We start from the raw sequence: 24206 nt of genomic DNA, 5'->3' as shown, positions 1-24206 counted from the left end.
CGGGTTGCGCCGCGCGCCAGGCTGCCGCCGTCCCGATAGGATTGGCCCACAAATCCCCCAAGGCGTCGGTAGACAGGACCGGCCGGGGCGCAACCAGCGCGCGCAAGAAATGCTGATCGAACGGCAACTCGTTTTCTTTCCCTGCAAACTGGCGAAAGTCTTTCTGGAACCAACTGACAAATCTCGATGGCCGAGTGATGAGTTCCAGCGTTTCGCAGTCGGGTCCATAGCGCCGGTACGCCGCGGCGCCCCCGCATCCGGACCCGTTCGGAACCACCGCCGCGAACCGTTCGTCCAATGCTCCGGCCAACAAAGCCGTCTTCCCGGTCCGCGAATGCCCGGTAACTGCCACATGCTTCGCGTCGACCTCGGGAAGCGTCACGAGGTAATCCATCACACGCGATGCGCCCCACGCCCACGCGCCCAGGCTTCCCCAATCACAGTCGGGGAACATCGCCTGCGCAGGGCCGATTTTGTCGGCGCCGTGCGTATCGGGATCAAAATCTTTGTTCTCGTAGCATGCGAAGATGTATCCGCGCTCGTTGATCTCCTTGATGATCGGGCACCCCAGGCCAACGCGCAGAATCGCCGGATACGGGCCAGCGCCGCCTGCCGGCAGATAGATCTCCACCTGCACGGGAAAAGGATTCTCGGAACCGACGGCCAAACGCACCGATCGGAACGCGGTGATGCCGCCGTTCTGCGTTTCTTGCGCAACGGTCTCGGCCAGTTTGACCGGCACAGAGGAAGACGGCACGCTGCCGTACTCGTGGCGCAACAGGAGACCGCGCATCTCTGACCGGCGCGCCTCCCAGTTCTCCTTTGTCTCGACGCGCTGTCCGTTCTCCAGAACCAGTGGGTCAGGGAACGGCCCCGTCGAGACGGCCTCGGGTTCCGGCGCAGTCAACACGATAAGCGACGCAAAGCAAAGGACTGAAAGCAGCATGGCACGATACCTCTCAATTTGATAAAACACACGCAAGCATCCCACAATTGCGTTGCGGATACAATTCGCCCGAGGCTCGGTTACCATGTTCCGTGAAGGACAACGCGAGGCGCGCGCTGACCGTCCGTTCGACGGGAACCGGCAGCCGGCGTTGGTTTGGCCTGGATCCCGTTTCTAAGGAGTATCGAATGATTAGCCGCACACTTTTCCTCCGTCTCCTGGCCATCACACTGGTTGCCGGGTCGCCCGAATCGCAGCGTGAGGCCCTGGAAGCGCCTTCCCCCGTGGTGGTTCGCGTTCAGGAATTTGGCGCCGTTGGAGATGGAACCGCGCTCGACACGGCGGCCATCCAGAAGGCCATCGATGCGTGCACCGCGGCCGGCGGAGGAACCGTGTACTTTTCGCCGGGCGTGTATCTCTCAGGAAGCGTGTTCCTGAAAGACAATGTCCGCCTTCTGCTGGAAGCGAATGCCGTGCTTCGAGGAAGCGCGCGCCCGGAAGACTATCCTCCGGCTGTTCGACAAGACCCCGATGCCCCATCCTTTGGAATCCCTGAAGTCGTCGGGGGAGGGTTTCTTATTTATGGCGAGGGCGTCCAAAACGTCTCGATTGAAGGCCGGGGAACCATTGATGGCCAAGGCTCGAAGTTCTGGTTCGAGGAGATGCTTTCTGCGATGGTCAGAAAGCCCATGCCGAACCGTCCGCGGGCGCTAATAGCAATTGTGAAAGGCGATTCCCTTCGGGTCCGTGATGTTACCCTGGCCAATTCGTCCTGTTATACCCTTTGGACGATCGGCTGCAACAACGTCACTATCGACGGCATTACCATTCGCAATCCTCACGACGGTCCGAACACCGACGGGATCGACATCGACTGTTGCAGCGATGTGCGCATCGCCAATTGTTCGATCGATGGCGGCGACGACGCCATCGCCATCAAGAGCGACGCGGGACTGCTCGGGGAAGACAAGCCCTGCGAGAATATCACGGTGACCAATTGTGTTCTGTGCTCCGTGCCGGCCTGTGGCGTGCGAATCGGTTATGAGGGCGACTCCATCATTCGAAACTGTTCATTCAGCAACCTGACAATCTTCGATACGGACATCGGACTCGACATCGTCAGCATCTTGCCGGGGCGGCCCAACATTGTCAGGGGGACCCGGTGTGAGAACATCACCTTCAACAACGTTGTCATGCGAAACGTCAATCAGGCGCTCTACTTCTGGATGGGCAACGAGACGGGCGAGCAATCCCAGGTGCACCTCAAGAATATCCTCGTGTCCAACGTCATTGCCCAATCACGGTACGGCAGCTATGTTGGCGGATTCGACAAGAAACACTGTGAAAACGTGACTCTCTCCAACATCCAGTTTCTTCTGACCGGCGATATGCCGGAAGGCGCCGCGCCTGCCGCCAGCGGGGTCTGGGGCGCCCCTGCAAACCCGTATGCGCTCTATTGTGCGCGCGTGGACGGATTGCGGATTCAGGATGTCGATATCGATTTGCGCGCGGCGCGCGGCGCATGGCGATATGGCCTGTTCTGCGACGAGGTCTACGGCGCTGCGCTGAGCAACATTCGCACTCGCGGCCTTGTCTCGCTCCCTGCGCAGGCCGCGATCGGTCTGAAGGGAACTTCCGCCAGCGTCCGCGACTGTGACGCCGAGCCCGGCATTCCGGCTTTTCTGCACGCGGTGCAAAGCTCGCGCATGTTCGTTTCCGGTTGCGACCTGAGCCAGGCTCAAAAGACCGTGATACGGGACGAAGACAGCACGCTCGTCGCATCCGACGCGGAAACGGCCGCCACTCCTTGACCCGTTCATGCCGCTATCTCGCGGCTTCTGCGATATTCTCAAGGGCATCTCCGCTGTGGCACGGTCTCCCGGCCGCGCCGCTCTTGCGACCGCCAGGTCTCCAGCTCCCTCGCCATTCAGTCCGTGGTATTCGACCGGACCGCGGTGACGGAGATGGGGCCGCGCCGGCGGAGTGGGGGAGATGTCGTTCCCGGTGGTGGCTGGCCGCGTTGCAGCGTTCTTGAAATTGCGCGCCCTGAGATTCTACTCTTTCCCATCGCGTATATTTACTCAAATCCGCCATCTCGGCACAAGGAGAGACCCGAATCATGAAAACCCGTCATCTTCCGATGATTGCATTGCTGGCCGTAGCGCTCCTGGGCGGTTGCGCCACGTTCCAGGGAGCTCGCGATGAAGCCAGCCCGGCTCAGACCACGCCGGGCGACCCGCACATGGGCGACTGGGAGGGCAAATGGGGCAGCGCGAAGATATATGCCCAGGTCATCCCGCTGGCGGGCAAAACCTACCGTATGAACCTGCTGCCGGCGTTTGATACGCGCGAACCGGCGCTGGCCGTGCTTGACGGCAAAGCGGTCCAAGGCGGCGTGGACTTCTCCGGGGCGGGCGCCAGCGGCGACATGAAAGACGCCAAGGTTGCCGTCTCCATCCGGGGCAAAACCATGACCGGGCGCGTGGAAGGCGCGGTATCCGGCGGCCTCGAGCTCCATCACGTCGTACGTCTCTCTCCTACGCTCGGCGCACGGCCGCCGAAGGAAGCCATCGTGTTGTTTGACGGCAGCAACCTTGACCTCTGGGTGGCGCGGGGCGTCGACCCGTGGGGTATCAACCTCAAGAAAACGCTCGGCGGCGAAAACCGCGTCGCCTATCTGCGCACATGGGTGTGGGCGCCCGCGCCAGGCAAAGCACAGTTCGCCTACGGCATCGAAGACGGCGGAAAAGTCTGGCTCAACAATGCCGAGATACATTCAATAATCGAAGATCGCAAGGTTACGCCCTGCCAAAACAAGGTTACGGTCGACCTCCTCGAAGGCTGGAACCTCTTCCTGGCAAAAGTGGTCCAGAACGACAAAGAATGGGCCTTTACGGCCCGATTGCGCGGTCTTGATGCATCCCCCGTCGCTGGCTTCTTCGTGGGCGCTCCCGGGCAGGACCTCTTTCCGCTCGAGTCGTTTGACGGCAATATCGCGTTGTGGGAAGTCTCGGGCCCGTACACCGCGGAAGGAAAGACCGGCGCCGACTTGATGGATGTGGCTTTCGCCCCGGAACAGGGCGATGCGGAATGGAAGCCCGTGCCGTTGCCCGAGCAGACCGAGCCCGGCCCCGCAACCTGGCTGATCCTCGGCAACGGCGCCATGGAAGTCCGCGGCGGCAGCATCCAGACCAAGCAGAACTTCATCGACCAGAAAGTGCACGTCGAGTTTCGGACGCCTTTCCTGCCCGACCAGGACGGGCAGAAACGCGGCAACAGCGGCGTTTTTCTCCAGAACCGCTATGAAGTCCAGGTTCTGGACAGCTACGGACTTGCCGGCGAAAACAACGATTGCGGCGGAATCTACAAACTTGCCGCCCCGCGGGTAAACGTGTGTGCGCCTCCGCTGCAATGGCAGACATTCGACATCGAATTCCGCGCCGCACGGTTCGACAGCGACTGGAACAAGTTGGAAGACGCGCGCATCACCGTCTTGCATAACGGCGTGCCGGTGCACGAGAATCAGCCTATCCCCGACAAGACCACGGGCTCGCAGGTGACGGCCACCTCGGAACCCGATGCATTGTCGCTCCAGGACCACGGAAACCCCGTCTGGTTCCGCAACATCTGGCTCGTCGAACTTCCCCCGGAAGACAAATAGCCAGACTCGAAACCATCGCGCGATTCAGGTAACGCCGGCGGGGACCAGCACGCACGGACGCGCCGCCGCGCCGAACTACCGCGTGGTGAAACGATACACGGTCTTCTGATAGTACTTCTTGCCGGGTTCTAGAATGCACGAGGGGAAACCCGGCTGATTGACCGAGTCGGGGTAGTGCTGTGTCTCGAGACAGAACCCGTAACGCTGCTTGTAGACCTTTCCCTCTTTCCCCGTGATGGTTCCATCGAGGAAATTGCCCGAATAGAACTGCACGCCGGGCTGGGTCGTGTAGACTTCCATAACGCGGCCGGACCCGGGCGCGAGCACCCGCGCGGCCAGGGCGAGCGAGCCGTCCTGACTGTTCAAAACGTAATTGTGGTCGTACCCATTTCCGCGCTTGATCTGTTCGTGGTCCGCGTTGATGCGTTCGCCGATGGCCACCGGCATCGTGAAATCGAGCGGCGTGTTTGCCACGGGCGCCAGTTCGCCGGTGGGTATCAGCGTCTCGTCCACCGGCGTGTAGCGGCTCGCGTTGATCATCATCACGTGGTCCAGGATATCACCTTCGCCCTGGCCGTCCAGGTTGAAATACCCGTGATAGGTCAAGTTGACCGGCGTGGCCTTGTCGGTCACGGCCTCGTAGACGATCTCGAGTTCGTTGGCATTGGTCAGCCAGTAGTGGACCGTCGTCTCGAGGGTGCCCGGATACCCCTCTTCGCCGTCAACACTGACATACGTGAGTTTGAGCCCGACCGCGCCCTCGCGATAAGCAGGCTTCGCGTCCCACAGCACTTTGTTGAAGCCCTTGATGCCGCCGTGGAGATGGTTGGACTCGTTGTTCACGGCCAGCACATATTCTTTGCCGTCAAGGGTAAAGCGTCCCTTCGCGATACGATTGCCAAAACGTCCCACAAGACACCCCAAATAGGGTTTGTTCTCGAAATAGCCCTCGAGGCTGGGATATCCCAGGGTGACGTCGGCCAGTGCTCCTGCGGCATCAGGCACCAGGAGTGACGTCACGGTGCCGCCGTAATTGGTGATCTGCGCCACCATCCCGTTAGCGTTCGTGATCGTATACAGGTCCGCGTTGCCCCCTTCCGGCGCCGTTCCGTACGTCGCCTTCGCAATACTCAGCCTGCCCGAACCCTCTTCGCCGTTTCCCTGTGTCGCGCATCCCGGAAACACGCCTAGAACGGCCGCCAGGCAAACCGCTACTCGCCAATTACGTGTAAACATGTCGCAACTCCTCCGCTGAACTGACTCATGACGCCCGCCCATCAGGATGATGCACGCCGCGCCGATTTTCAACCATGAACTCGCCCGGCGTCAGCGACCCAGCCGGGTGGGGCAAGCCAGTGTTGTATCCCCGCGGATCCGAACAAGCTGGACGCGTAATAGACCGCTCTCGCGAAACCGGCCAAGCCCGATTTGTCCGGTCCGTCCGATCGGCCGAGTTGAGGAAAAGTGTGGTGAACCGGAAACCTCTCGTTTCCCTTGGAAAGCCGGGTCGGGACGCACTGCCCCCCCGGGTCTTGCACAGAATGGACAGTGCAAATGGCATCATGACGACGGAGATTGAATTCAGTTCAAACCAACGTCCCTCCCGGTTGCGGTGGAGTCATCTCAAACACACCGTAGCGCAGGCGTCTCGCCTGCATCTTTGCATGCCCCTTTTCCTCCTTTTTGCGCAATGCACGGGGAGAAGTGGTAAGCTCGCAGGGAAGTCTCTGAATGCGAAAGGCGCTCCGCACTGTCAATGTCGGTGCCGCCAAAGGCGCCCGACAAGATGGAGACCTGACGGTCGCAAAGGTGGCGCGGCCAGGATACCGTGCCACAGCTTGTGAGTTCGGTGGGTTTTGCCCGTTAGAGGCGAACGAGGGGGTTTTGCCATGAACAAAGGCGTACTCATCGCGATCAGGAACTGCGTCCTAGGCCCTCTCTTATACTTCATCGTTCTCTGGATTCTCGAGTGGCTTTTCGACGGCGTTCCGACCCTCATAGTGGCGTTCAGCGTCATGTCCGTGATGATCGTGGATGCGGCGCAGGAAGCGTTCAGCGCGGGAGAGAGGGCGGGGGGCGGCGCGGCGCCCAACCAGGCGCATACGCAGGCGTGACGCCTAGGAGGCCGAAAAACCTCGCTGTGGCGTGGTCGCCGATCGCGCCATTCCTACGGCCGAGATCTCCCAATTGGACCCTTCTTCTCTGAACTCGCGCATACGTGTTTCAGGCGGAACGGATTCCTGTCAATCCTGGAAATCCTGTCGCAGAATTCGGGGTGGATGCCTGCATCACAGCGGGGCTGGGGTTTTCACATATTCTGCCTTGAATCCGCGGTAACGTGCCTCTACGATGGTTGAGGTTTTTCCTTGAGACGAGTTCCACTATTGCGGCCGGGGGGTATCGTTGCCCGGCGGACATACAGGGCCGAAACGGAGGATACTTCTTATGCAGCAGAACAAGAAAACAACGGTATCGCGGCGGGCGTTTGTCGCGGTAACCGGCGCGGCTATCGCGGCGCCGTACATTATCCCGGCATCGGCCCTGGGCAAGGAGGGGAGCGCGGCCCCCAGCGAGCGCATTGTCATCGGCGTCATCGGCACGGGCGGACAGGCACGCGGCCTCACCGGTAATGCCATCAAACAGCCGGACACCCAGATCGTGGCCCTGTGCGACGTCAACGCGAACACGGTCGCGGAGGCGAAGAAACAGGTCGACGAGTTCTACGGCAACCAGGACTGCCAGACCTACCGGGACTTCCGCGAACTGAACGCGCGCGACGACATCGACGCGGTCATCATCGGTACGCCCGACCACTGGCACGCCCTGACATCGATCGACGCTGCAAAACACGCCAAGGACATCTACTGCGAAAAACCCATGACGTGGTCGCTGGGCGAAGGACAAGCCGTGGTGAAGGCTGTGCGCGAGAACAAACGCGTGTTCCAGGTCGGAAGCATGCAGCGCTCGGACCCACGGTTCAAGCGGGCCTGCGAGCTGGTCCGCAACGGTTACCTTGGCAAGATCAAGCACATCAACGTGAGCCTGCCCGACTATGACAAATGCATGTGGGTCGACGAATTCCCCAAGGCGCCGGATTACCTCGATTGGGAATTCTACGTGGGCCCCGCCACCTGGACCCCATTTCATCCGAAACGGTCCGACTGGGATTGGCGCTGGTGGATGGCCTTCGGCGGCGGTCAGATGATGGACTGGATCGGCCATCACGGCGACATCGCCCATATGGCAATGGACTGGGACAACACCGGCCCGCTCGAGGTCAAGGGGGTGCGCTGGGAAATGCTCAACGAGCGCAACAACCTTTACGACGCCCCGGCGCGATACCTTTTTGAGTGCGAATACAAGGGCGGGGTCACTATGACCGTCGCCAACACGAGCGACATGCCTCCCGAATTCAAGCAAGCCGCGGGCGACAGGCTCGGCACGCAATTCATCGCACGAGACGGTGAATGGATCTACGTGGACCGCGGCGAATTCAGGGCCAGCAACGAGGAACTGCTGAAGCTCACGGTTAAAGACAGCGATTTCCGGTTCCGCTCGGAAGGAAACCACATGCGCGATTTCCTGAACTGTGTGAAGTCGCGCCAGGATCCTGCCGCGCCGGTCAATGCCGGCCATCGCTCGGCGTCCATAGGCCATCTCGGGAAAATCGCCTGCGAACTCGGCGCAACACTTCATTGGGACCCCAAGACCGAAACCTTCTCCAAGGAACCGTCTCTCAACGGCCTCCTGACACGCAAATACCGCGGCGACTGGAAGCTCGGCTGACAATGAGGCAATAGGGCGGCGGGAAAAGGTTCGGGGACGTGAACGTCACTCGTCAGGAGGAGTTTCACGTCCCCGGGGGGGGTCTGTCAGCGTCTATCGCGTCAGCTCGTGCGCGTGAAACGCCGCACGACGAGACCCGCTATGCCAAGGCCGATCAATGACAGCGTAGCCGGCTCGGGAGCAATGGGGTCTTCCTGTACAAGCACGGCCCATTCCTCAAACCCGTCGCTGTTGTAGAAATTGCCGAAGTTGCCTTCGCCATATTCCGCGGGATTCAGCCCCTGGCGCCCGAAATATGAATACAGTGTAACGATGGCGTCATCGCCAGCGCCGCCAAAATTGGAAACGGGCACGTACAGGAACATGTCGCCGGAGCCGCTGCCCGTGTTCAGTGAATAATCCAGGGCCACCCAATTCCTGAGGTTGCTCTCCATGTCATAGACTAACGTGCCGACACCCTGCAAGATGCCGTCAGCGTCAAACGACGTGGAACTGGGATTGGGCGTGTCGCCGACGAAAATCTGAACCTCGTCGAGCGACAGGTACTGGTCCAGTGCCGCATTGTTGTTCTCGTTGATGTCCAGCAAGAATTGGTAATAATCGACAGTTTCGATGCTCACAATGGGCACGATCCCCAAAGTAATAGAGTGATTGAAGTTGTCGGGAGCACCGTTGTTGAGAACATTGTTAACGGTAGTATTGTAAGCCTGCACTTCCACCTGGTTGGCTGCGCCAATCTGAGCGAAGGAATCGATCACTCCCGTGCCCGTTGCCCGAGGGTCTATCTGCTGGAAAATCGCGTCGTTGATCACGCCGCTGGCCCCCGCCGTGGTGAGATCGATCATCGTGCCGCTTGCCGCGTGCGCGCACAGCGCCAGAAGCACTACTATTGTTCCTTGTCCAAAGTTTGCCCGGTTTCTCATGGCCCTTAATGCCTCCTAATCAGGGTGGGTGGAATCTAACCCCCGCCGTTTCGGTCACGACAAGAACATTTGCATTTGGGAACGCAAGTGTCTTGCCAACTCCGCCATTTCAGGACGGCCACAAGAAATTTTGTCTGCCATTTCTAAGAGAATGTGCGGAAAGCCTTAGAAATACAAGACTTGTGACGATGCAGGGTCTAATTGATATTATGGTTTTTGTTTATATTCTTTTGGGGTGAACTTGCTCTGCCGAGCAGCGTAAGGCTTCATGCGTACCGCAGGAAACGGCAATTCCATTAAGAGTTATTCAGAGTTGACAAACTATTGATTCAAACATAATGGCAAGGCCTGTTGCAATCAATAAATTCAATTTAGCGCGATGTCAACTTGCGTAACCATATCTGGTTCAACGGTTGCCTCCACCAAACCCTCCGCCCCCGCCCGGTTCGCTTTCTCCTGTATGGCGCCGAACTCGCTGTCGGCGGCTACCAGGTAACGTCCCGGCGGGATGTTTGTGAGGGCATAAGCGCCGGAGGCGTCGGTTCGTGCGTATAGACGGGAAACCTGCTTAGCCATGAGTTCGTTAGCCACATCTTGCAGATTGGGCCAATCCAGGAGCGTATCGGGCAGCGCCCGCACCCATATCTCGGCGGCAGGTTCTCCTTCGCGCGTCACCGCTCCTTCGATGTTGCCGCCGCGGGCGAGAGGGATCGTCACCTTTGCGGGCCTGCCTGCTCTGGCCTCGACATCCGCCCAGGCGAACGCGAAGTCCGGATGCAGCGCATACAAGCGATGCAGGCCCGGCGCCAAGGCATCCAGGCGAAACGTGCCGCCGGTTTTCACGCGGGCGTCTTCCCGATTGTCGATGGCTTCCCGGTTTCCGAGCCCGTCGAGGTAGATGACGGCCCCTGCAACCGGGTTCCCGTTCCAATCGACGACTTTTCCGTCAACAATGCAGGCGGCTTCCATGCGTATGGTCACCTGGACGGCGGCCGCCGAACCCTCGGGCCTCTCGACCAGCGTCTGAGCGGAAGCGAAGCCTGCTGCGCTCACGTGCAAGGTGGTCCGCGCCTCTTCTCCGCCCTCGACCTCAAACCGCCCCTCCGGATCATTGACCGCCTCGGCATATCGTCCGTCTCCGCGCGCGGAGAGCCGAAACGACGTCACCGGCTCGCCGGAGCCGGCCCGCACGACCTGGCCTTCGATGCGCCCCCAGACCGGTCTATCGGACGGCGTAACGTCCACCGAGGGTTCGGGCGGCGCAGTCCGCGCTTCGGCTTCGCGGCTCTGCTTGTATTTGGCGTAGTCGAACACCACGGTAACGCCGGTCACGTGCTGGCCTTCGTCCACCTGCACCAGGTCCTCCGGGGCGGGTTCCAGCCAAAGCCCGTCATACGACATTGACATTTCCGATTCTGACGTGGCCCATAACAGGTAGCCGCCCGCTTCAAGTTCCTCAAACACAAACGTGCCGTCCGCGTTTGTCTTAGCCTGTGCTTCCTGGATGGCGGTCGATCCCTCGTATTTCTCCCACCACTGCGCCTTTACCCCGATGTCCGTATCGGAAATGGGCCGCCCCGATTTGTCCACAACCACTCCCGAGATGCTCCCGGCAGGATACAGGCAAATCGTGACGTCCTCGATTCCGTCCTCGGGCAGATGAAACGGACCCTGCCGTCTGCTGCGAAAGCCCTCCGCGCTGGCCTTGGCATGCAATACCGCCCCCACTTGCAGTTCCTCGGCAAGGAAGGTGCCGTCCTCTTTGGCCGTACACTCGACCGATTGCGGCCGTCCGGGAGCCGAAAAATCCGTGAATGCCACGACTTTGGCCCCCGAAGCCGGTGAACCGCCCGGTAGTAGCACGTGTCCCGACACGGAGGCGAATACGCCGGGCTGCAGCGCAAAGTCCAGGCCCTCGAATTGCTCGTTCTCCCCGAGATCGACTTCCTGGAGTTCGCCGTGCTCGAGTTCGTAGTAGCCTTTGGCCTTCCCGCAGAACACCCGATACCGCTGGGCGGGCAATCTTTCGAACCGGAACGCGCCCGCCGCGTCTGTCGTCGCGGAGACGCGCGTATCGCCGCCTCGCGCGCTCAACTCGACTCCCGGCAACCCCTCGCCGGTTTGCGCGTTGAAAACGCGCCCTGCGATGCTGCAAGCCCCTTCGGGCGCTTCTTCCGCGGGAGCATTCTCGTGGGCCGCCGCCTGCGGCGTGTCCTCGAACGGTTTCTCCGATTCGGGCGGCTCGGATGCGGCCAAGTGCTCGTCATCCGCCCTGTCCGCGACAGACAGCGGTTCCACAGGCGCACTATCGGGCGCCGGAATCTTCGGCCAGAGCGCCAATGCCGCCAGACCAGCCATCACCAGAACAATGCAGGCCGTGACCCCCACCGTGAAAGGGGTCAGAGTGAGCATTGCGGAGGCCGCACCCTTGCCCGGCGCCATCAACGCGGTTGAGCCGCCAACGGATAGCGGCAGGGCCGCCAGTACGGCGTTTCGCGTCTTCTCCGTGGGCCGGTGATCGCGCAACTCAGCCTCCACCTTCTCCAGCAAAGCTTGCCGGAGCTTCTCGCGTCCAAAGTGCAGCCGTGTTTTCAAAGCCCCTTCGGAACAGTCCAAATACGCTGCGGCGCGGCTGACCGAATAGCCTTCCATGTAGAAGAGAAGGACCGCTTCCCGCGTCTTGGGCGGGAGTTCGCCCACCTCTTGCCACAAGAGCCGCGCGAACTCCGCTCGCGCATAGGCCTCGGCGGGCGATTCGGCCCCGGATGCCGTCTGTTCGCCGGCCGATTCGTCCAAGTCGAACGCCGCCACGTGGCGTTTCTTCCGGAGAAGTTGCAGCGCCGACCGGCTCGCCAGTGTGCGAAGCCATGCGGGGAACTTCATCGGCTCTACCAGCGTGCCCAACCGTTCGAACGCGCGCAGGAACGCGTCCTGCACCACGTCCTCGGCGTCGCTGTAGTTGCCGGTGATATTCAGGGCCGTGGCGAACACCATGCCCTGGTAGGCGTCCACCAATGCCCCGTATGCGGCACGGTCCCCCGCCCGCGCCCGCCGCACCTGATCAGCATCGCGTTCTGTCATGTCCATTTCTCCCACTATTTCCATTGTAATTGATGCCGGGAGCCGCGGAAAGGTTAGATGCCGGAAAAGGGGCTCTGCGGGTGGTTTCAACGGATGATGGGGAAGATACCCAAAGGTTCCTTAGTCCACGAAGGGATAGTGCAGCAGGGGGCGGCGGCGCGGGACACGGACCGGTTACGCGCTGCCCGTCAAAGGTCTCAGGATAACACGCGCAGACCGTCCCGGATTGACATGTATGTCTCGGCCGGTTTTTCTTGTGGCGATTATTCCAGGAACATAGGTTCGCCTTGGATAGACTCGACGATGGCAAGCGCCTGCTGCACCTGCTCGCGCGTTCCGCGGCAAATGAGTCTAGTCCCGCCCTCGGCGCCGCCGACTCCGCCCGCGGCCGCCTGGAAGACCGATACGCCAGCCAGGAGTTCCAGGGCTTCGATCTCAGTCAGGATCTGGCCGTTCAACAGGAACATCGACGGAATGTCGTTCAGGCTTTCGAGCGGTTCGCGCATCTTGTTGGCAATATCGACCACGTCGCCGTCTACTTGCTTCTCCAAACCAACGGGGATAATAAGGTGCGCCTTCCGGCCCACAACGACAGACATGAACTTGCCGGTGGTGCCGGACGAGCTGTTGGGCCCCCCGCCAATGAGTACTCCAGCCGTCTTGCGTTGACGGTTCAACGCGTTCGCTCCCTTGATCACAACATCGCCCGCTTTAAGTTCCTTGAGAGCGTCATCCATGCTCAAGCCCGGCTGCACCTTGCCTTTCACCAGCACGATATCGTCTATCCGTTCTGCTGAATCCATGGTTTTGGTTCCTTGGGCCGGACCGGTCCAGCCGATGACGTACGCACCATGGGCAATCTTCTGGCCGGTGAGTTCCTCGGCCACATAGGTGTTTGTCGTGCCCCTCCCGATAATGACGATACCGTCCTGCAACGCCTTCTTCACCTCGGGCATCTGTGCCACGGCCTTGGCGATGAGCCGTTTGCCTTCGGAAACGGTCAGGATGACTTGGGCCTGCACGGTCCCGCTGGCCTCTCCACCGGCTTCGCTGGCTATTGCGGCGGCACTAACCACAAGCGCCATGGGCATTGTCCACATGAGTTGCAGCGTATTGCGCATGAGCCTGTTACCTCCCGGGAATCGAGCCCCTGTCATGTGTTGAAATGTCTACCGGCGCCCTGCCCGAAATCCCTGTTATCCAGACCGTTGTGCAGGCGTATCGGCACCAGCCGTACTCTAACAGGTTCACGAGAGAAAAGAGAACCGGGTCATGTGGGCAGCACCCGCCCGGAACGCGCAGCACCTCTATTGCGGGTCCTGTGAATCATTGTGACAGCACCACTTTCTTCTCGGCGATCTTCCCGGCCACACGATACGGGTTGTAGAAGACGATGGTCAGTTCGCTTTTGCCGGGCGTATCGGGGGCGCGACCCTCGAACTCGATTGTTCGCGTGTCGCCCGGCGCCGCCGGCTCCCCATCGTATACCCATGCCTCGGGCAGTCCGGCCTGGCTGGCGCCTTCGATGGTCAAGCGCTGTCCGGCCTCCGCAATCCATGGGCAGATGCCCGTGTTGCGCAGAACGAGCCGCAACGTGAACGGCTGGCCGGGCGTCAGGGTCACGGGCTCGGCATCAAGCGTCCCCGCGAACTGGGGCCTGTCAAGCAAGGGGTCCAGCCAGCCGTCATATCCGGCCATCCATTCCTTGTACGGCATGGTCATGTTGCGTGTCGCCTCGAACATCCCCCCCGGCGCCTGCTCGAGGGCGTTCGCGTATTTGCGGGCGTAAGCATACATCGACTGGTACTCCGCCAGGAGTTGCAGCCGTACTTCTTCAGGCAGATTGCCGCCGCCGTCGATGGCCGCGCTATGCTCGCGGACCGTGTTGTAGACCTTGGCGAACGCATCCAGCCGGCGCAGGTGATAGCGCATGAACGCAGGGAAGACCCGGACCGTTTTGAACCACGCGCTGTGCCTCTCGCCGCCCGCCTGCTGCTCAAGCTGCGCAAGTTGTTCCTCGTAGCGGGCAAGTGCGGCCTCTGCTTCGGCGGTGACCGCTTGGCGTTCGCCGGGGCGCAGCTCCAACCAGACTTTGGGCAGCATGTGCCGCGCGTTAATCTCCCACAGATGTTCGTAAGCATCGGACATGCCTGCGAAGGTCAGGGCGTTCTCCCGGCCAAAGGTGCGCACGCCCCACTCGTAACGCAGGCTGTTGGGCGTAGCCGTCGGTTCCCAGCCAAAGTAGCCTATGGACTCCCACGGCAACTCGGTGCCGCGGTACGCTCCGCCTATCCAGAATGTGCATCGGTCCGAGAGAAACCGGCGCATGCGGGGCGACGGCGGCAGGCGGAAGTTCGTGTATAGATTGTCGAGCCAGGTGTCGGCCATATGCCCGATCCGCTCCTGGTTGCGTGTCAGGGCGGCCGTCGAAGCGCCATGACCGGCGAGGAACAAATCCTCCGGCAGCAGCGCGTCGATCTCAGGGGTCAGCCCGTCGAAATACGGGTAGACGCCCACTTTACCGGCGAAACCGGCCTCTTTCAGGCGTTGATAGATGATCAGGTACTGTTCCCATGCGCCGCTTTGGGTGCGCGACTGGGCTACGAACTGCTTGCACCGGTCGCAGGTGCACAAGCCGCCGTTATCGTCGCGGACCATGATGATCGCGTCGAGTGGGTAGGTCTCGGTCACTTCGCGCAGGAATGCATCGAGGTATTCAATGTACTTGGGATGGGTAAAGCAGGGGATGCCCTTGGCCCGGCCCCAGAACTGCTCGAAGCTCTCCGGCATCATCGCTTCGGGGTATTTTTGGGCGAAAGTCGTGGGCACACAGCCGATGGGCAGCCACAGACCCACCGCCGCGCCCCGCTCGCGCAGGTAGTGAATGAGTTTCAGGCCGTGGTCGCGGTGTTGCGCGAACTCGCGGAACAGCGTCCCCGAGGATTCGTCATAGGCCTCGGGGTCGTCAGAGCGCAGTTCAGGCATGTATTTGTAACTGACGGGCAGTTTCCAGTTGCCCCACATGCCAAGGCACCAGAACATGTTCATGCCCGAATCGAGAAGCTTGTCGAACGTTTGCTCCCACTCTTCATCCGTCCCATAGGGGAAATCGACCTCGAACGTGCCTCCGCCAAACCCGCCCCCGCGCAGGGAGACCACGGGATTGCGCGCAATCAGCGGGACACCACACTCGGGATGGCGTCCGCGGCAATCTGCAATCGCGCTGACGGCCGAACCGAGCCCGAGGCGGGTACGCGCCCGGACCAGAATGCCCCCGGCACCGTTGGAGCTGATCGCGAAGCCGTCGCCCTCGAGCCGGGCATCTTCGCTAAGCTCAAGCTTTACAGGAGTCGCGTCACCGGGAGATGCGCCGAGGACTTCCTGGAGATCGCGCACGATCGTCGCGGTACCCTCAGGCCCCGTCACGTGACCGCCGGCCACGGGGGCCGTGACCGGCGACACGTCGACAATGAAACCCTTGTCGATGAGTTCGAGCAGTGCATCCGCCTTGTCGCGTTTGTCAGGCGGGATGCCAATCAGGCGCCGGACCCACCGGCGGCCGTTGACGTATTCCTCGCCCAGCTCGAAACAATGGCCGTAATGACGCGCGGTCTGCTGGATTGCAGCCGCGAAGTCTTTGAAGCCGTAGAAAACCAGCCGGTCTTCGAGATAGGGGAGGGGTTCCCAGTCGCCCGTCAAGAGGAGGGCGTACGTTACGGCATGATGGCGCCAGGGGCTTGGTCCTTCGACGGGCCGTTCATCGGCCCATATCTCCGCGACCCCGCACGACCGAAACCGGTAAGTCAGGCCCAGGGAAAATCTGTCGGCACAGGTCAGTACGAAATTCAGTTCCGTGAAGACTGGCGAGGAGGAGACCGAGACGAGCCGTGCCGTGTACGGCAAGGGCTTCCCGTCCGCGATGCTGATCTCCGCGCGGGCGTGGCCCGGACCGATGGGACCCGTGAACGTATAGGCGTTGTCCGGCAGCGCCCGCGGCGCGATGGCCAGCGGCCCGGCCAGCACGGGCGTGCCAAACAGCGAGAGCTTCGCCAGGATGCTCGTGTCTTCCCCGATTACGGCCTCGAGCCTCTCGTAACGAACCGTCACGAGGCCGTCTGCGCGCGACACGGCCGGCGTGCCGTCCGCCATCCCCGGCACGATCTCGACCCGCGCCCACGTCTCTGGCGGCACGCTGCACGAGAACACCAGCAAGTCCTCTGCCTTTGGCGATTCAATGGGGGCGGCCAGCCCCGCCTTCCAATGGGCACGCCCTTCCCGGAGAGCGAAGGGCAGGTCTGCGCCGTTCAATCGGAGCGCGACGCTTCCCCAGTCGATAAGACCGGGCGTCGCGATGCGGCCCGTGGCGATTTCGACGGGGCAGGGACCCTCCCATTGCGTGGGGTTGTAGAGGGCGAGCACCGCGAGGGGTTCTCCCGCACCCGTGACCATCTGCGCAGCTATCGCTACGGAGAACAGAAAACCGGACATACGCAGCCCTCCTCGCCAATACAAGATTCCGCCACTGGCCCCGGAAACCCGTTGGCCCACTTCGCTGCCAGACGCTGATTCCGTGTCAACCTCCCGGCAAACATTGCGGGACAGCGCCCCGGCCGCCGTCTCCGGGGCCAACTTCTATTGCTTGAACCATCGCTTCACGCGGACAACTCTCAATCACATTGCCTCTAAACCGAATGTCAATGACGCCGTTCCTGGGTTCGATACCGTTGAACACAAGGTCTACAGCCTTGTTGGCGCCGCCTGCCGTGGCGAACACGTCGAAATCCTCAACTACGGGCTGTTTGTTGATCTCGACAGTGATTCCGCGTTGTCCCGCTTGCGCATACTGCGTTTCCGCGAACTTCAGGCGAACATAGTAGGTCCCGGGGCCAACCGTGACATTCACGACGAATTCAGGCCAGTGAACGCCGTAGCTGTAAAGTTCGCCGTCCGGTGTTCCTGCAACGGCAACGGCCTGCTTCGTGGTCCACCATGTCTTTGCGACAGTATCGGTCAAATGCCCGGTCAGCGCTGCAAACTCGGTGCCCGGACGCCACAAGTTGCCTTGGGTATCCCGGTAATCCGTACGGCCCGTGTAGCCGAAGATCATTCGCTGCACAGTGGTCGGGCCGCCCCCTTCGCCGAAATCGTTCTCGTGCCCGGCGGCAGAGTACTGGACGCTGTCTACGGCAACCACGGCGCCAGCCGACAAAGGGTTCTTCTCTCCGCGCGCTACGAGCTGGACCGTGTGTTGCGTGTTCGTCAAGCCGTTTTTCCGGTACACGAGCTGCTGGTGCAACGTGCGCGGGTTCCAGAAATCGATCGCGTACGCCTGTTTCTCCCCATCGATATAAACATCAGCCAATCCGCCTTCGGGGCCCACGGAGCCTACAATCCGCACCTGATTGCCAACGAACGTACAACTTGCCCTTGCCCCTCGGGATGCGGTGGTGTGGATTCCCTCTTCGAAGGTTTGTTCCTGTGGGCGCGCCGTCCACTCGCCTTCATATGCCAGCTGGGCATCGTCGACCGCGGCCTGTGGATCATTTCCGGTCACCTCGACGCGCAGCCGGCCGTCGTGCCGTATCGTCACCAGGTAATCCCCGCCTGCAAGCGCCTTCGCGACATAGCCGTTCTCGGCCAGGTCGGAGCGGGACGGCAGCTGTTCGCCGTCCGCCGTCACACGTTCGGGCTCAAATGCCAGGCGCAAGACGTCCGTGGTGTTTGCCGGCGCGGCGAACACGCTATACGCAACCCGGCCCGCCCCATATTGCACGGTATTGACTACTTCGGTGCTGCGCATGATGTGATTCTCGCGACTCGGCCCAAGGAGCTCCGGCAACCACGACATGGTCCTGTGCACCCACTTGAGGGTCGTGTACTGGACGATCGGGAAATCCCCGACCGTGACGCCGCCATCAATGTTGTCTTGGTAGGCGCCTGATGCGTCCACGTCATAGGTCGCGAGTAACACCATGCGCCGTCCAAGTTCCCGGGCCCATTCACTATCCGCCTCCACACCATACTGAGCGAAATCGAGGGCGAGCTCCATTGGACCCCACGCCAGCGAGCGCCCGCAGCATCCACACCCTTCGGGAAACTGCCAAGCCCCGTGATAGACATTCCCCCGCGATTCAGGCGAGGCGCTGGAATGGTTGAGGAAGAGCGACAGGATGTTGCGGACGTCATTCCTCCAATTCGGGAATTCCTCCTTGTGGTTCATGAGGTAGCGGGCGGCCCAATCCGTCGTCACCTGGGCTTGGACCGGATTCTCCCAGTCCCAGTAGTTGCGGCCCCACGTATCGTTGACGGCCCAGGCTGGAAGCAGAACATCCCGGAGGTACGCCATGCCCGCCTCCCGTGCGGAAACGAGACCATTCTCCCGTCCTGTATGCCCCAGCTTGATTAGTTCATCGAACAACGCCAGCAGGTAGACGACGCCTCCCGTCTGGAGGTTGCCGGCGGGATTGTCTTTCGCCCACGGCACCACCTCCGGATTGGCGTAACGGGGCCACGGGCGGGCGCCCGGGTCGTGGTCGCGCTTCTCGGCAAGCACCTCGGCCCAATGTTGGGCCGCCGTGAGCCATCGCTCGTTTCCAAGCAATTGGTAAGCGCGAAGCAGCGCTACCCCAAACTCCGCCGCGATGTCCAGTTGGATGTATGCCGCGGAAGTAACCTTCCCGTCCTTCCCTATGCCGCCGTAGGGGACGCTCATGAGGAATTGGGGCCACGGGTGGTCCGGTGCCGTCTGGCAGAGGTCCAGAACCGTGTTCGCGATGCTCTCCGCGTGGCCGAGGGCGGCCGGGTCGCCAGAATAGTGATAGTATTCAACGAGTGCGAACAGGGCGCGCGCCGCGCGCTGGACGCATCCCGGGTCGAGGTCGCCTTCGCCCCAGAAACACGTGGGGGTCGTCACGGACGTTCCATTGCCCACCTTCCTGACGGACCACCCGGAGTTCAACAGCACCTCAGCCGCGCGCTGGATTCGATAATCTATCTGCCCATTCTGGCCACTGTACCAAGGTGCGGCCACGCCCAAACCGTCTTCCACAATCGCGTGGGCGTAGTAAAAGGGGAGGGTTTCAGCCGCCGCTGCGGCGCGCACGAGTGCAACAAAACCCATTGCGCCAAAGAGCAAGCCGAACCTGCCGCGTGTCAGCACACGTGTTCCACAGAGCATGTCCAATACCCTTTCCGGGCGATTCTACACCGGCCAGCCAGCATCCTACCGCCCACGGTCCTCATCATACATGGAACCTTCGAAGAGTGAGAACAGCCCGCGCAGCCAGGGAAAATTGAAGCTTTCGGCGCGAGAACGTAGGATTTCACTACGTATCACGGGAGCGGGCAAACATACGAGAGGGGTTCACGATGAAGCACCAAGACCAACAGCCTGGGTCCAGTTTCGCAATGACACGGCGGGGTTTCCTGGGCGGCTCGGCAACGGTTGGCGGACTGTTGCTGGCTTCCGGCGCCGGTTCTCAACCGGCTTCACAAGTCCAGCCTGAGGACTGGCCCCCGGGCAAACCCATCGTTGTCCAGCCCATTCTGAGCTACGACACGCCCCAACGCGGGGAAAAGACGAGCTGGCGCCCCTATGGCGCGATCCACTCCGCGGAGCTGGCTGCCGCTGAAGCGCGGCGCATCGAAGCCGAGTTGAAAGCGTTGGCTGAGACGTCCGAGTTCCCCCTTACCCCCCGGCCGGTGGTTCTGGCCGAAAATGAGGCTGCCATAGACAAGGTCATCGCCGAATCCGACGCGGACGTGCTGATGCCGTATGCCGCGGGCGGCGCGGTCGAGTGGTTCTGGAAACTGGCCAATTGCGGGAAGCCGAACATCATGTTCCTGCGCCACAAGTCGGGACCCTACTATCTCTACCACGAGATTGTCCATTGGCGGGTGCTTCGACATCACGAGGACGCCATGGCCGAGCCCAATTTCGATGTTTGGGATGTGGTCGTGGACGACTATGCCGAGCTCCAATGGCGGCTGCGTGCTCTGTACGGGCTGAAGAATGCTCGAGGCACGAAGGTCCTTGCCATCGGCAGCTTGACCGCATACAGCGGTCCCGCTCAGGAAAACGGCCCGCGCGTTGCCAAAGACCTCTGGGGTTACGAAATTGAAGTGGTTCCCCGCGAGGATTTCGCGCAGAGGCTTCAAAGAGCACGGGATGACGTTGAGTTCATGAAATCGGTCGAAGAACAGACAGACCGCTTTCTCTCCAATCCACAAATCTCGCTTCAAACCGAGCGGAGATTCGTGGTCAATTCTTTCGCAGCCTGGAAAGTCTGCCAATCGTTACTCGAGGAGAAGAAGGCATTCAATTTCGGGTTCGACCGCTGCATGAACCATGACGTGATCGCCATGCTCGATACGCCGCCATGCCTGATTCTGGCGCTGGCGAACGATGCGGGCTACACGGCCTATTGCCACACCGACCTCAGCCACACCATGCCCGGCGTATTGCTCCGCTGGATTGCATCCAGGCCGTCGTTCGTGTGCAACACGCACTTTCCACACCACGGCATCTACACGGTGGCCCATTGCGCCGCGCCCATGAAGATGGACGGCCATAACCTGGAACCCGTCACCCTTATGACGCACTTCGAATCCGACTATGGCGTGGCCAGCAAGGTCGAGTATGCCAAGGGCCAGACCGTCACGTTGATCCAGCCGGACCTGCACTGCACACGCTGGCACGGATTCCGCGGCACGATTGTTGATTCCCCCGCGCTGCCGATGTGCCGCTCGCAGATGGATATTGCCATAGACGGCGATGTCAAGCGCATTACCGAGCGCATCGAGGGATTTCATGCACAGGTGGTCTATGGAGACTACCTGCGAGAGGCCGGTTACGCACTCAAGAAGCTGGGCGGCATGGAATGGGTCAACTACAGCGAGCCGGCGTGACCTCGAGCAAGAACACGGCGTATCCCCGGCGTGTCGGGCTGATCCCGTACTCGAGGTCGGCGCCGTTGGTTGTCAAACAGCCGCTTTCAGCGGCTCGAATAGGCGCCAAACCTGGTTTCAACGCTGACTTTCAGGAGGAGATCATGAAACGGATGCTGTGTCGGGTGGTCTTGGCACTCTGCATTCTATGCGCGGCAAATCAGGCGGGCGCGGCAGAGGATGAGCTGCTCGCGGCGGCCGCAGACGCCCAAGGCACGCCGTCCCCGCCGGTTTGGCTTGATTCAAAGGCGGGCGTGAACGAGGGCCTGTTGCCGGGATGGGAACCTGTTGGAATCCAAGACACCGTCGTGCGGCCCTGGGGCCGGCGATACCGTTTCGATGGGCTGCCCGCTCCCGTAGAAGTGACAAGCGCGGAAGCCTCCCTCTTGACCGGTCCCATCCGGTTTGTCGCAGTCATCGGCGGGCAAGAGGTCTCCTGGACTCCCCGCAAGACCGAGGTCCGGAAGATCAACGACGGCGTTGTACGGGTGTTCACGGAGGCGGGCTCCGACAAGACGCAACTGAACGGCACGGTGGCCGTGGAGTTCGATGGCATGATCCGTTCGGACTGGCAACTCGTCCCGAACGGGAAGACCACGCTTCAGAGACTCGCCCTGGAGGTGCCGGTCAAGCGCGAGCATGCCCGCTATCTCTACACGTTCCCCGGCGGCTGGGGGAAAGTGAATAATGCCGGCCCCGCGCCGACAGAACCGCTCGATGTGCCTTTCCTGCCCTACGTCTGGCTCGGTGACGAGTCCAGGGGTCTCGGCTGGTACTCCGAGTCTGACCGCAATTTCTTCCTCGCGGACGCGAACAAGGCGACGCAAATTGTCCCCGGCGACGGCGAGACGTTGCTGCGCGTCAACCTCGTGACCCAGCCCATCGAGTTCGACAAACCCCTCGACTACACGTTCGGATTTCAGGCAACGCCCGTCCGCGACAATCCCCAGGACGTGTGGGACTTCCGCATCTGCCACCACGGCGGCTACGGCATCCAGGACGCCCCGTACAATCCGGCGGCGAGCATCGCCTACCCCGCCCAGGGCAACTTCAATCTGGACCAGGGGACGCTCGAAGCATGGCTGAAGGTCAACTTTGACCCCGGCGTCGAAATCAAGGACCAGGCAACCCGGGGGGTATACAACCGCGAATTCTTTACTCTGACGCTTCCCGACTCGGACAGCACCATCGGGTTCTATTGGAACATCGACGACCGCGGGATGCGGGCCTACCTGAAACAGAAGGACACCTTCCCGCTCCTTGTGTGCTCGAAATGCGACTGGCAGAAAGGCGAATGGCATCACGTTGCGCTTACATGGGGCGACTCGATGGCCGTGTGGAATGACGGCAAGAAGGTTGCCGAGAGCCCCTGGAAGGGTACGCTCGCGGCCTCCCTCGATAACGCTCAGATGATTCTTAAAAGCCTGATCGGGCATTTCGACATGGATGAGCTGCGAATCTCCGATATCCCCCGTCAAACCTTCGATCTGACGAAACCGCCGGAAGCCGATGAACACACTCTGTTGCTGGACCATCTCGACGGATTGACCGCTTCGCTCGAGAACACGCTCCCTGCAAAAGGCATTCCCGGCAGGCTCACGGACGCCGTCGCCAAGCCCGGCAAGTTCGGCGAATCGTTCGGCGCAAGCGGCGAAGACCGTCCGAAAACCGTGCTGGACCGGTTGGCCGAACTCGGTGTCCGGACAGTCTGCTTCCACGAACACTGGACGGACATACAGAACTACACGAGCACGACGCACGAAGCCGAACTACATAACCTCGTCCAGGCATGTCATGAGAAAGGTATCCGGATGGTTCTCTACTTCGGCTATCAGATGTCCGACATTGCGCCCGAGTGGCCGGATTACAGCGATGAATGCCTCGTCTACCCGAGAACGGGCGAATACCACCGCATGCCGGAACAACACGCCTACAGCGTCTGTTATAGAAGCGTTTGGCAGAACTTCCTGGCGGACGGCATCGCGCGGGCCATGGACGAATACGGCATCGACGGCGTGTACCTCGATGGTACCGAATACCCCTGGCCGTGCAGCAACGTAAAGCACGGTTGCGGTTATGCGCGGCCGGACGGGACTGTCGGCCCAACATACACCTTCTTCTCGACGCGCGACCTCATGAAACGCATCTGGACCATCGTAAAGAGCCGGAAGCCCGACGGAATCGTCAACGTGCACTCGTCTACCTGCATGACGACACCCACTCTCGCGTTTGCCACCAGCTACTGGGACGGGGAACAGCTTGGCGGCGTCCAGCAAGGCCCGTGGCCCCTCGATGTGCTGCCGCTGGAAACGTTCCGATGCGAGTTCATGGGGCATCAATGGGGCATTCCCGCGGAGTTGCTGTGTTACGGCCAGCCCTATACCTACTCGGAAGCCATGTCCTTCTCGCTCCTCCACGACGTCTTAGTGCGAGGCAGTCTGAACGGAGGCCTCGAGCTTGAGTCGAAACTCTGGCACGCCATGGACGAATTTGGACGGCATCAGGCCGCGTGGCTGCCCTATTGGAACAATGAGAACGCCGTGACGACCGATTCCGGCGGCACCAAAGTGAGTCTGTACAGCCGCGGCAGCCAAGGCGTGGTCGCCGTAATCGCGAACCTTGCGCGAGAACCCCGGGTTGTCCAGGTGCGCTTGAATCTGGAGAACCTCCAACTATCGGGAGAGCTGTCCGCATGGGACGTCATATCGGAACGCGACATCGGCGTAACCGCAGAGGGAGTAATCCAGCAGAGACTGAACTCGCTGGACTTTCGAGTCATCTGGGTACGACCCACAGGTCAGCCGCGGGGAGAGGCCAGGGGATGACTGCCCCTGCCACAACAAGACTGGCGCAACGGAGGGCG

At 61.2% G+C, this 24206-nt stretch carries 13 protein-coding genes; 6 read left to right on the top strand and 7 right to left on the bottom strand.

All coding sequences use genetic code 11. From position 1 onward, the window contains the following. Positions 1 to 946, bottom strand: a 946-nt coding sequence (locus tag PLJ71_01755; protein ID HQM47378.1) for a hypothetical protein, incomplete at its 3' end; no start/stop codon positions are given. A gap of 188 nt (positions 947 to 1134) precedes the next feature. On the opposite strand from PLJ71_01755, the gene PLJ71_01750 reads away from it, so the two are divergent. Together PLJ71_01750 and PLJ71_01745 are read left to right on the top strand one after the other, a co-directional pair. Further along, positions 1135 to 2757, top strand: a complete 1623-nt coding sequence (locus PLJ71_01750) for a glycoside hydrolase family 28 protein (GenBank protein HQM47377.1) — start codon at positions 1135 to 1137, stop codon at positions 2755 to 2757. Between the two features lie 308 nt (positions 2758 to 3065). Then, positions 3066 to 4607 carry a DUF1080 domain-containing protein gene (locus tag PLJ71_01745; protein ID HQM47376.1) on the top strand — a complete coding sequence of 514 codons (1542 nt, stop codon included), beginning with the start codon at positions 3066 to 3068 and terminating at the stop codon, positions 4605 to 4607. A gap of 75 nt (positions 4608 to 4682) precedes the next feature. On the opposite strand, the gene PLJ71_01740 is transcribed toward PLJ71_01745, so the two are convergent. Next, a complete protein-coding gene (locus PLJ71_01740) occupies positions 4683 to 5843 on the bottom strand; it encodes an aldose epimerase family protein (protein HQM47375.1) in 1161 nt (386 codons plus the stop codon). A 653-nt stretch (positions 5844 to 6496) separates the two neighbouring features. Between PLJ71_01740 and PLJ71_01735 the strand changes: the two genes are divergently transcribed. Further along, positions 6497 to 6721 carry a hypothetical protein gene (locus PLJ71_01735; protein HQM47374.1) on the top strand — a complete coding sequence of 75 codons (225 nt, stop codon included), beginning with the start codon at positions 6497 to 6499 and terminating at the stop codon, positions 6719 to 6721. A 331-nt stretch (positions 6722 to 7052) separates the two neighbouring features. Continuing rightward, entirely contained in the window at positions 7053 to 8393 is a 1341-nt protein-coding gene (locus tag PLJ71_01730; protein ID HQM47373.1) for a Gfo/Idh/MocA family oxidoreductase, read from the top strand. 101 nt (positions 8394 to 8494) lie between these two features. Here PLJ71_01730 and PLJ71_01725 read toward each other — a convergent pair whose 3' ends face one another. The 5 genes from PLJ71_01725 to PLJ71_01705 form a co-directional block, all read right to left on the bottom strand. Next, positions 8495 to 9316 carry a PEP-CTERM sorting domain-containing protein gene (locus PLJ71_01725; GenBank protein ID HQM47372.1) on the bottom strand — a complete coding sequence of 274 codons (822 nt, stop codon included), beginning with the start codon at positions 9314 to 9316 and terminating at the stop codon, positions 8495 to 8497. Positions 9317 to 9682: 366 nt separating this feature from the next. Continuing rightward, the gene (locus PLJ71_01720; protein HQM47371.1) at positions 9683 to 12397 is read right to left on the bottom strand and encodes a sigma-70 family RNA polymerase sigma factor; all 2715 of its coding nucleotides are present in this window, start codon (positions 12395 to 12397) and stop codon (positions 9683 to 9685) included. Between the two features lie 263 nt (positions 12398 to 12660). Next, positions 12661 to 13518: a hypothetical protein gene (locus PLJ71_01715; protein ID HQM47370.1), complete on the bottom strand. Its 858-nt coding sequence runs from the start codon at positions 13516 to 13518 to the stop codon at positions 12661 to 12663. Positions 13519 to 13723: 205 nt separating this feature from the next. Continuing rightward, on the bottom strand, positions 13724 to 16885 hold the full coding sequence (locus PLJ71_01710; protein ID HQM47369.1) for a hypothetical protein: 3162 nt from the start codon (positions 16883 to 16885) through the stop codon (positions 13724 to 13726). Between the two features lie 85 nt (positions 16886 to 16970). Beyond that, entirely contained in the window at positions 16971 to 19574 is a 2604-nt protein-coding gene (locus tag PLJ71_01705) for a malectin domain-containing carbohydrate-binding protein (protein HQM47368.1), read from the bottom strand. 191 nt (positions 19575 to 19765) lie between these two features. Here PLJ71_01705 and PLJ71_01700 point away from each other — a divergent pair, with 191 nt between their 5' ends. Next, positions 19766 to 21304 carry a twin-arginine translocation signal domain-containing protein gene (locus PLJ71_01700; protein HQM47367.1) on the top strand — a complete coding sequence of 513 codons (1539 nt, stop codon included), beginning with the start codon at positions 19766 to 19768 and terminating at the stop codon, positions 21302 to 21304. Between the two features lie 143 nt (positions 21305 to 21447). Further along, positions 21448 to 24168, top strand: a complete 2721-nt coding sequence (locus PLJ71_01695; protein ID HQM47366.1) for a DUF6067 family protein — start codon at positions 21448 to 21450, stop codon at positions 24166 to 24168. Positions 24169 to 24206 lie beyond the last annotated feature (38 nt).

It is taken from the genome of Candidatus Hydrogenedentota bacterium (assembly GCA_035416745.1).
GTDB lineage: Bacteria > Hydrogenedentota > Hydrogenedentia > Hydrogenedentales > SLHB01 > UBA2224.
This window is presented reverse-complemented; position numbering and strand designations above follow the sequence as displayed.

Bases quoted from the DNA above. Each gene is read 5' to 3' on its own strand.
- PLJ71_01725 (HQM47372.1), bottom strand. From the start codon at position 9,316: ATGAGAAACCGGGCAAACTTTGGACAAGGAACAATAGTAGTGCTTCTG.
- PLJ71_01745 (HQM47376.1), top strand. From the start codon at position 3,066: ATGAAAACCCGTCATCTTCCGATGATTGCATTGCTGGCCGTAGCGCTC.
- PLJ71_01740 (HQM47375.1), bottom strand. From the start codon at position 5,843: ATGTTTACACGTAATTGGCGAGTAGCGGTTTGCCTGGCGGCCGTTCTA.
- PLJ71_01715 (HQM47370.1), bottom strand. From the start codon at position 13,518: ATGCGCAATACGCTGCAACTCATGTGGACAATGCCCATGGCGCTTGTG.
- PLJ71_01720 (HQM47371.1), bottom strand. From the start codon at position 12,397: ATGACAGAACGCGATGCTGATCAGGTGCGGCGGGCGCGGGCGGGGGAC.
- PLJ71_01695 (HQM47366.1), top strand. From the start codon at position 21,448: ATGAAACGGATGCTGTGTCGGGTGGTCTTGGCACTCTGCATTCTATGC.
- PLJ71_01750 (HQM47377.1), top strand. From the start codon at position 1,135: ATGATTAGCCGCACACTTTTCCTCCGTCTCCTGGCCATCACACTGGTT.
- PLJ71_01735 (HQM47374.1), top strand. From the start codon at position 6,497: ATGAACAAAGGCGTACTCATCGCGATCAGGAACTGCGTCCTAGGCCCT.
- PLJ71_01700 (HQM47367.1), top strand. From the start codon at position 19,766: ATGAAGCACCAAGACCAACAGCCTGGGTCCAGTTTCGCAATGACACGG.
- PLJ71_01710 (HQM47369.1), bottom strand. From the start codon at position 16,885: ATGTCCGGTTTTCTGTTCTCCGTAGCGATAGCTGCGCAGATGGTCACG.
- PLJ71_01730 (HQM47373.1), top strand. From the start codon at position 7,053: ATGCAGCAGAACAAGAAAACAACGGTATCGCGGCGGGCGTTTGTCGCG.
- PLJ71_01705 (HQM47368.1), bottom strand. From the start codon at position 19,574: ATGCTCTGTGGAACACGTGTGCTGACACGCGGCAGGTTCGGCTTGCTC.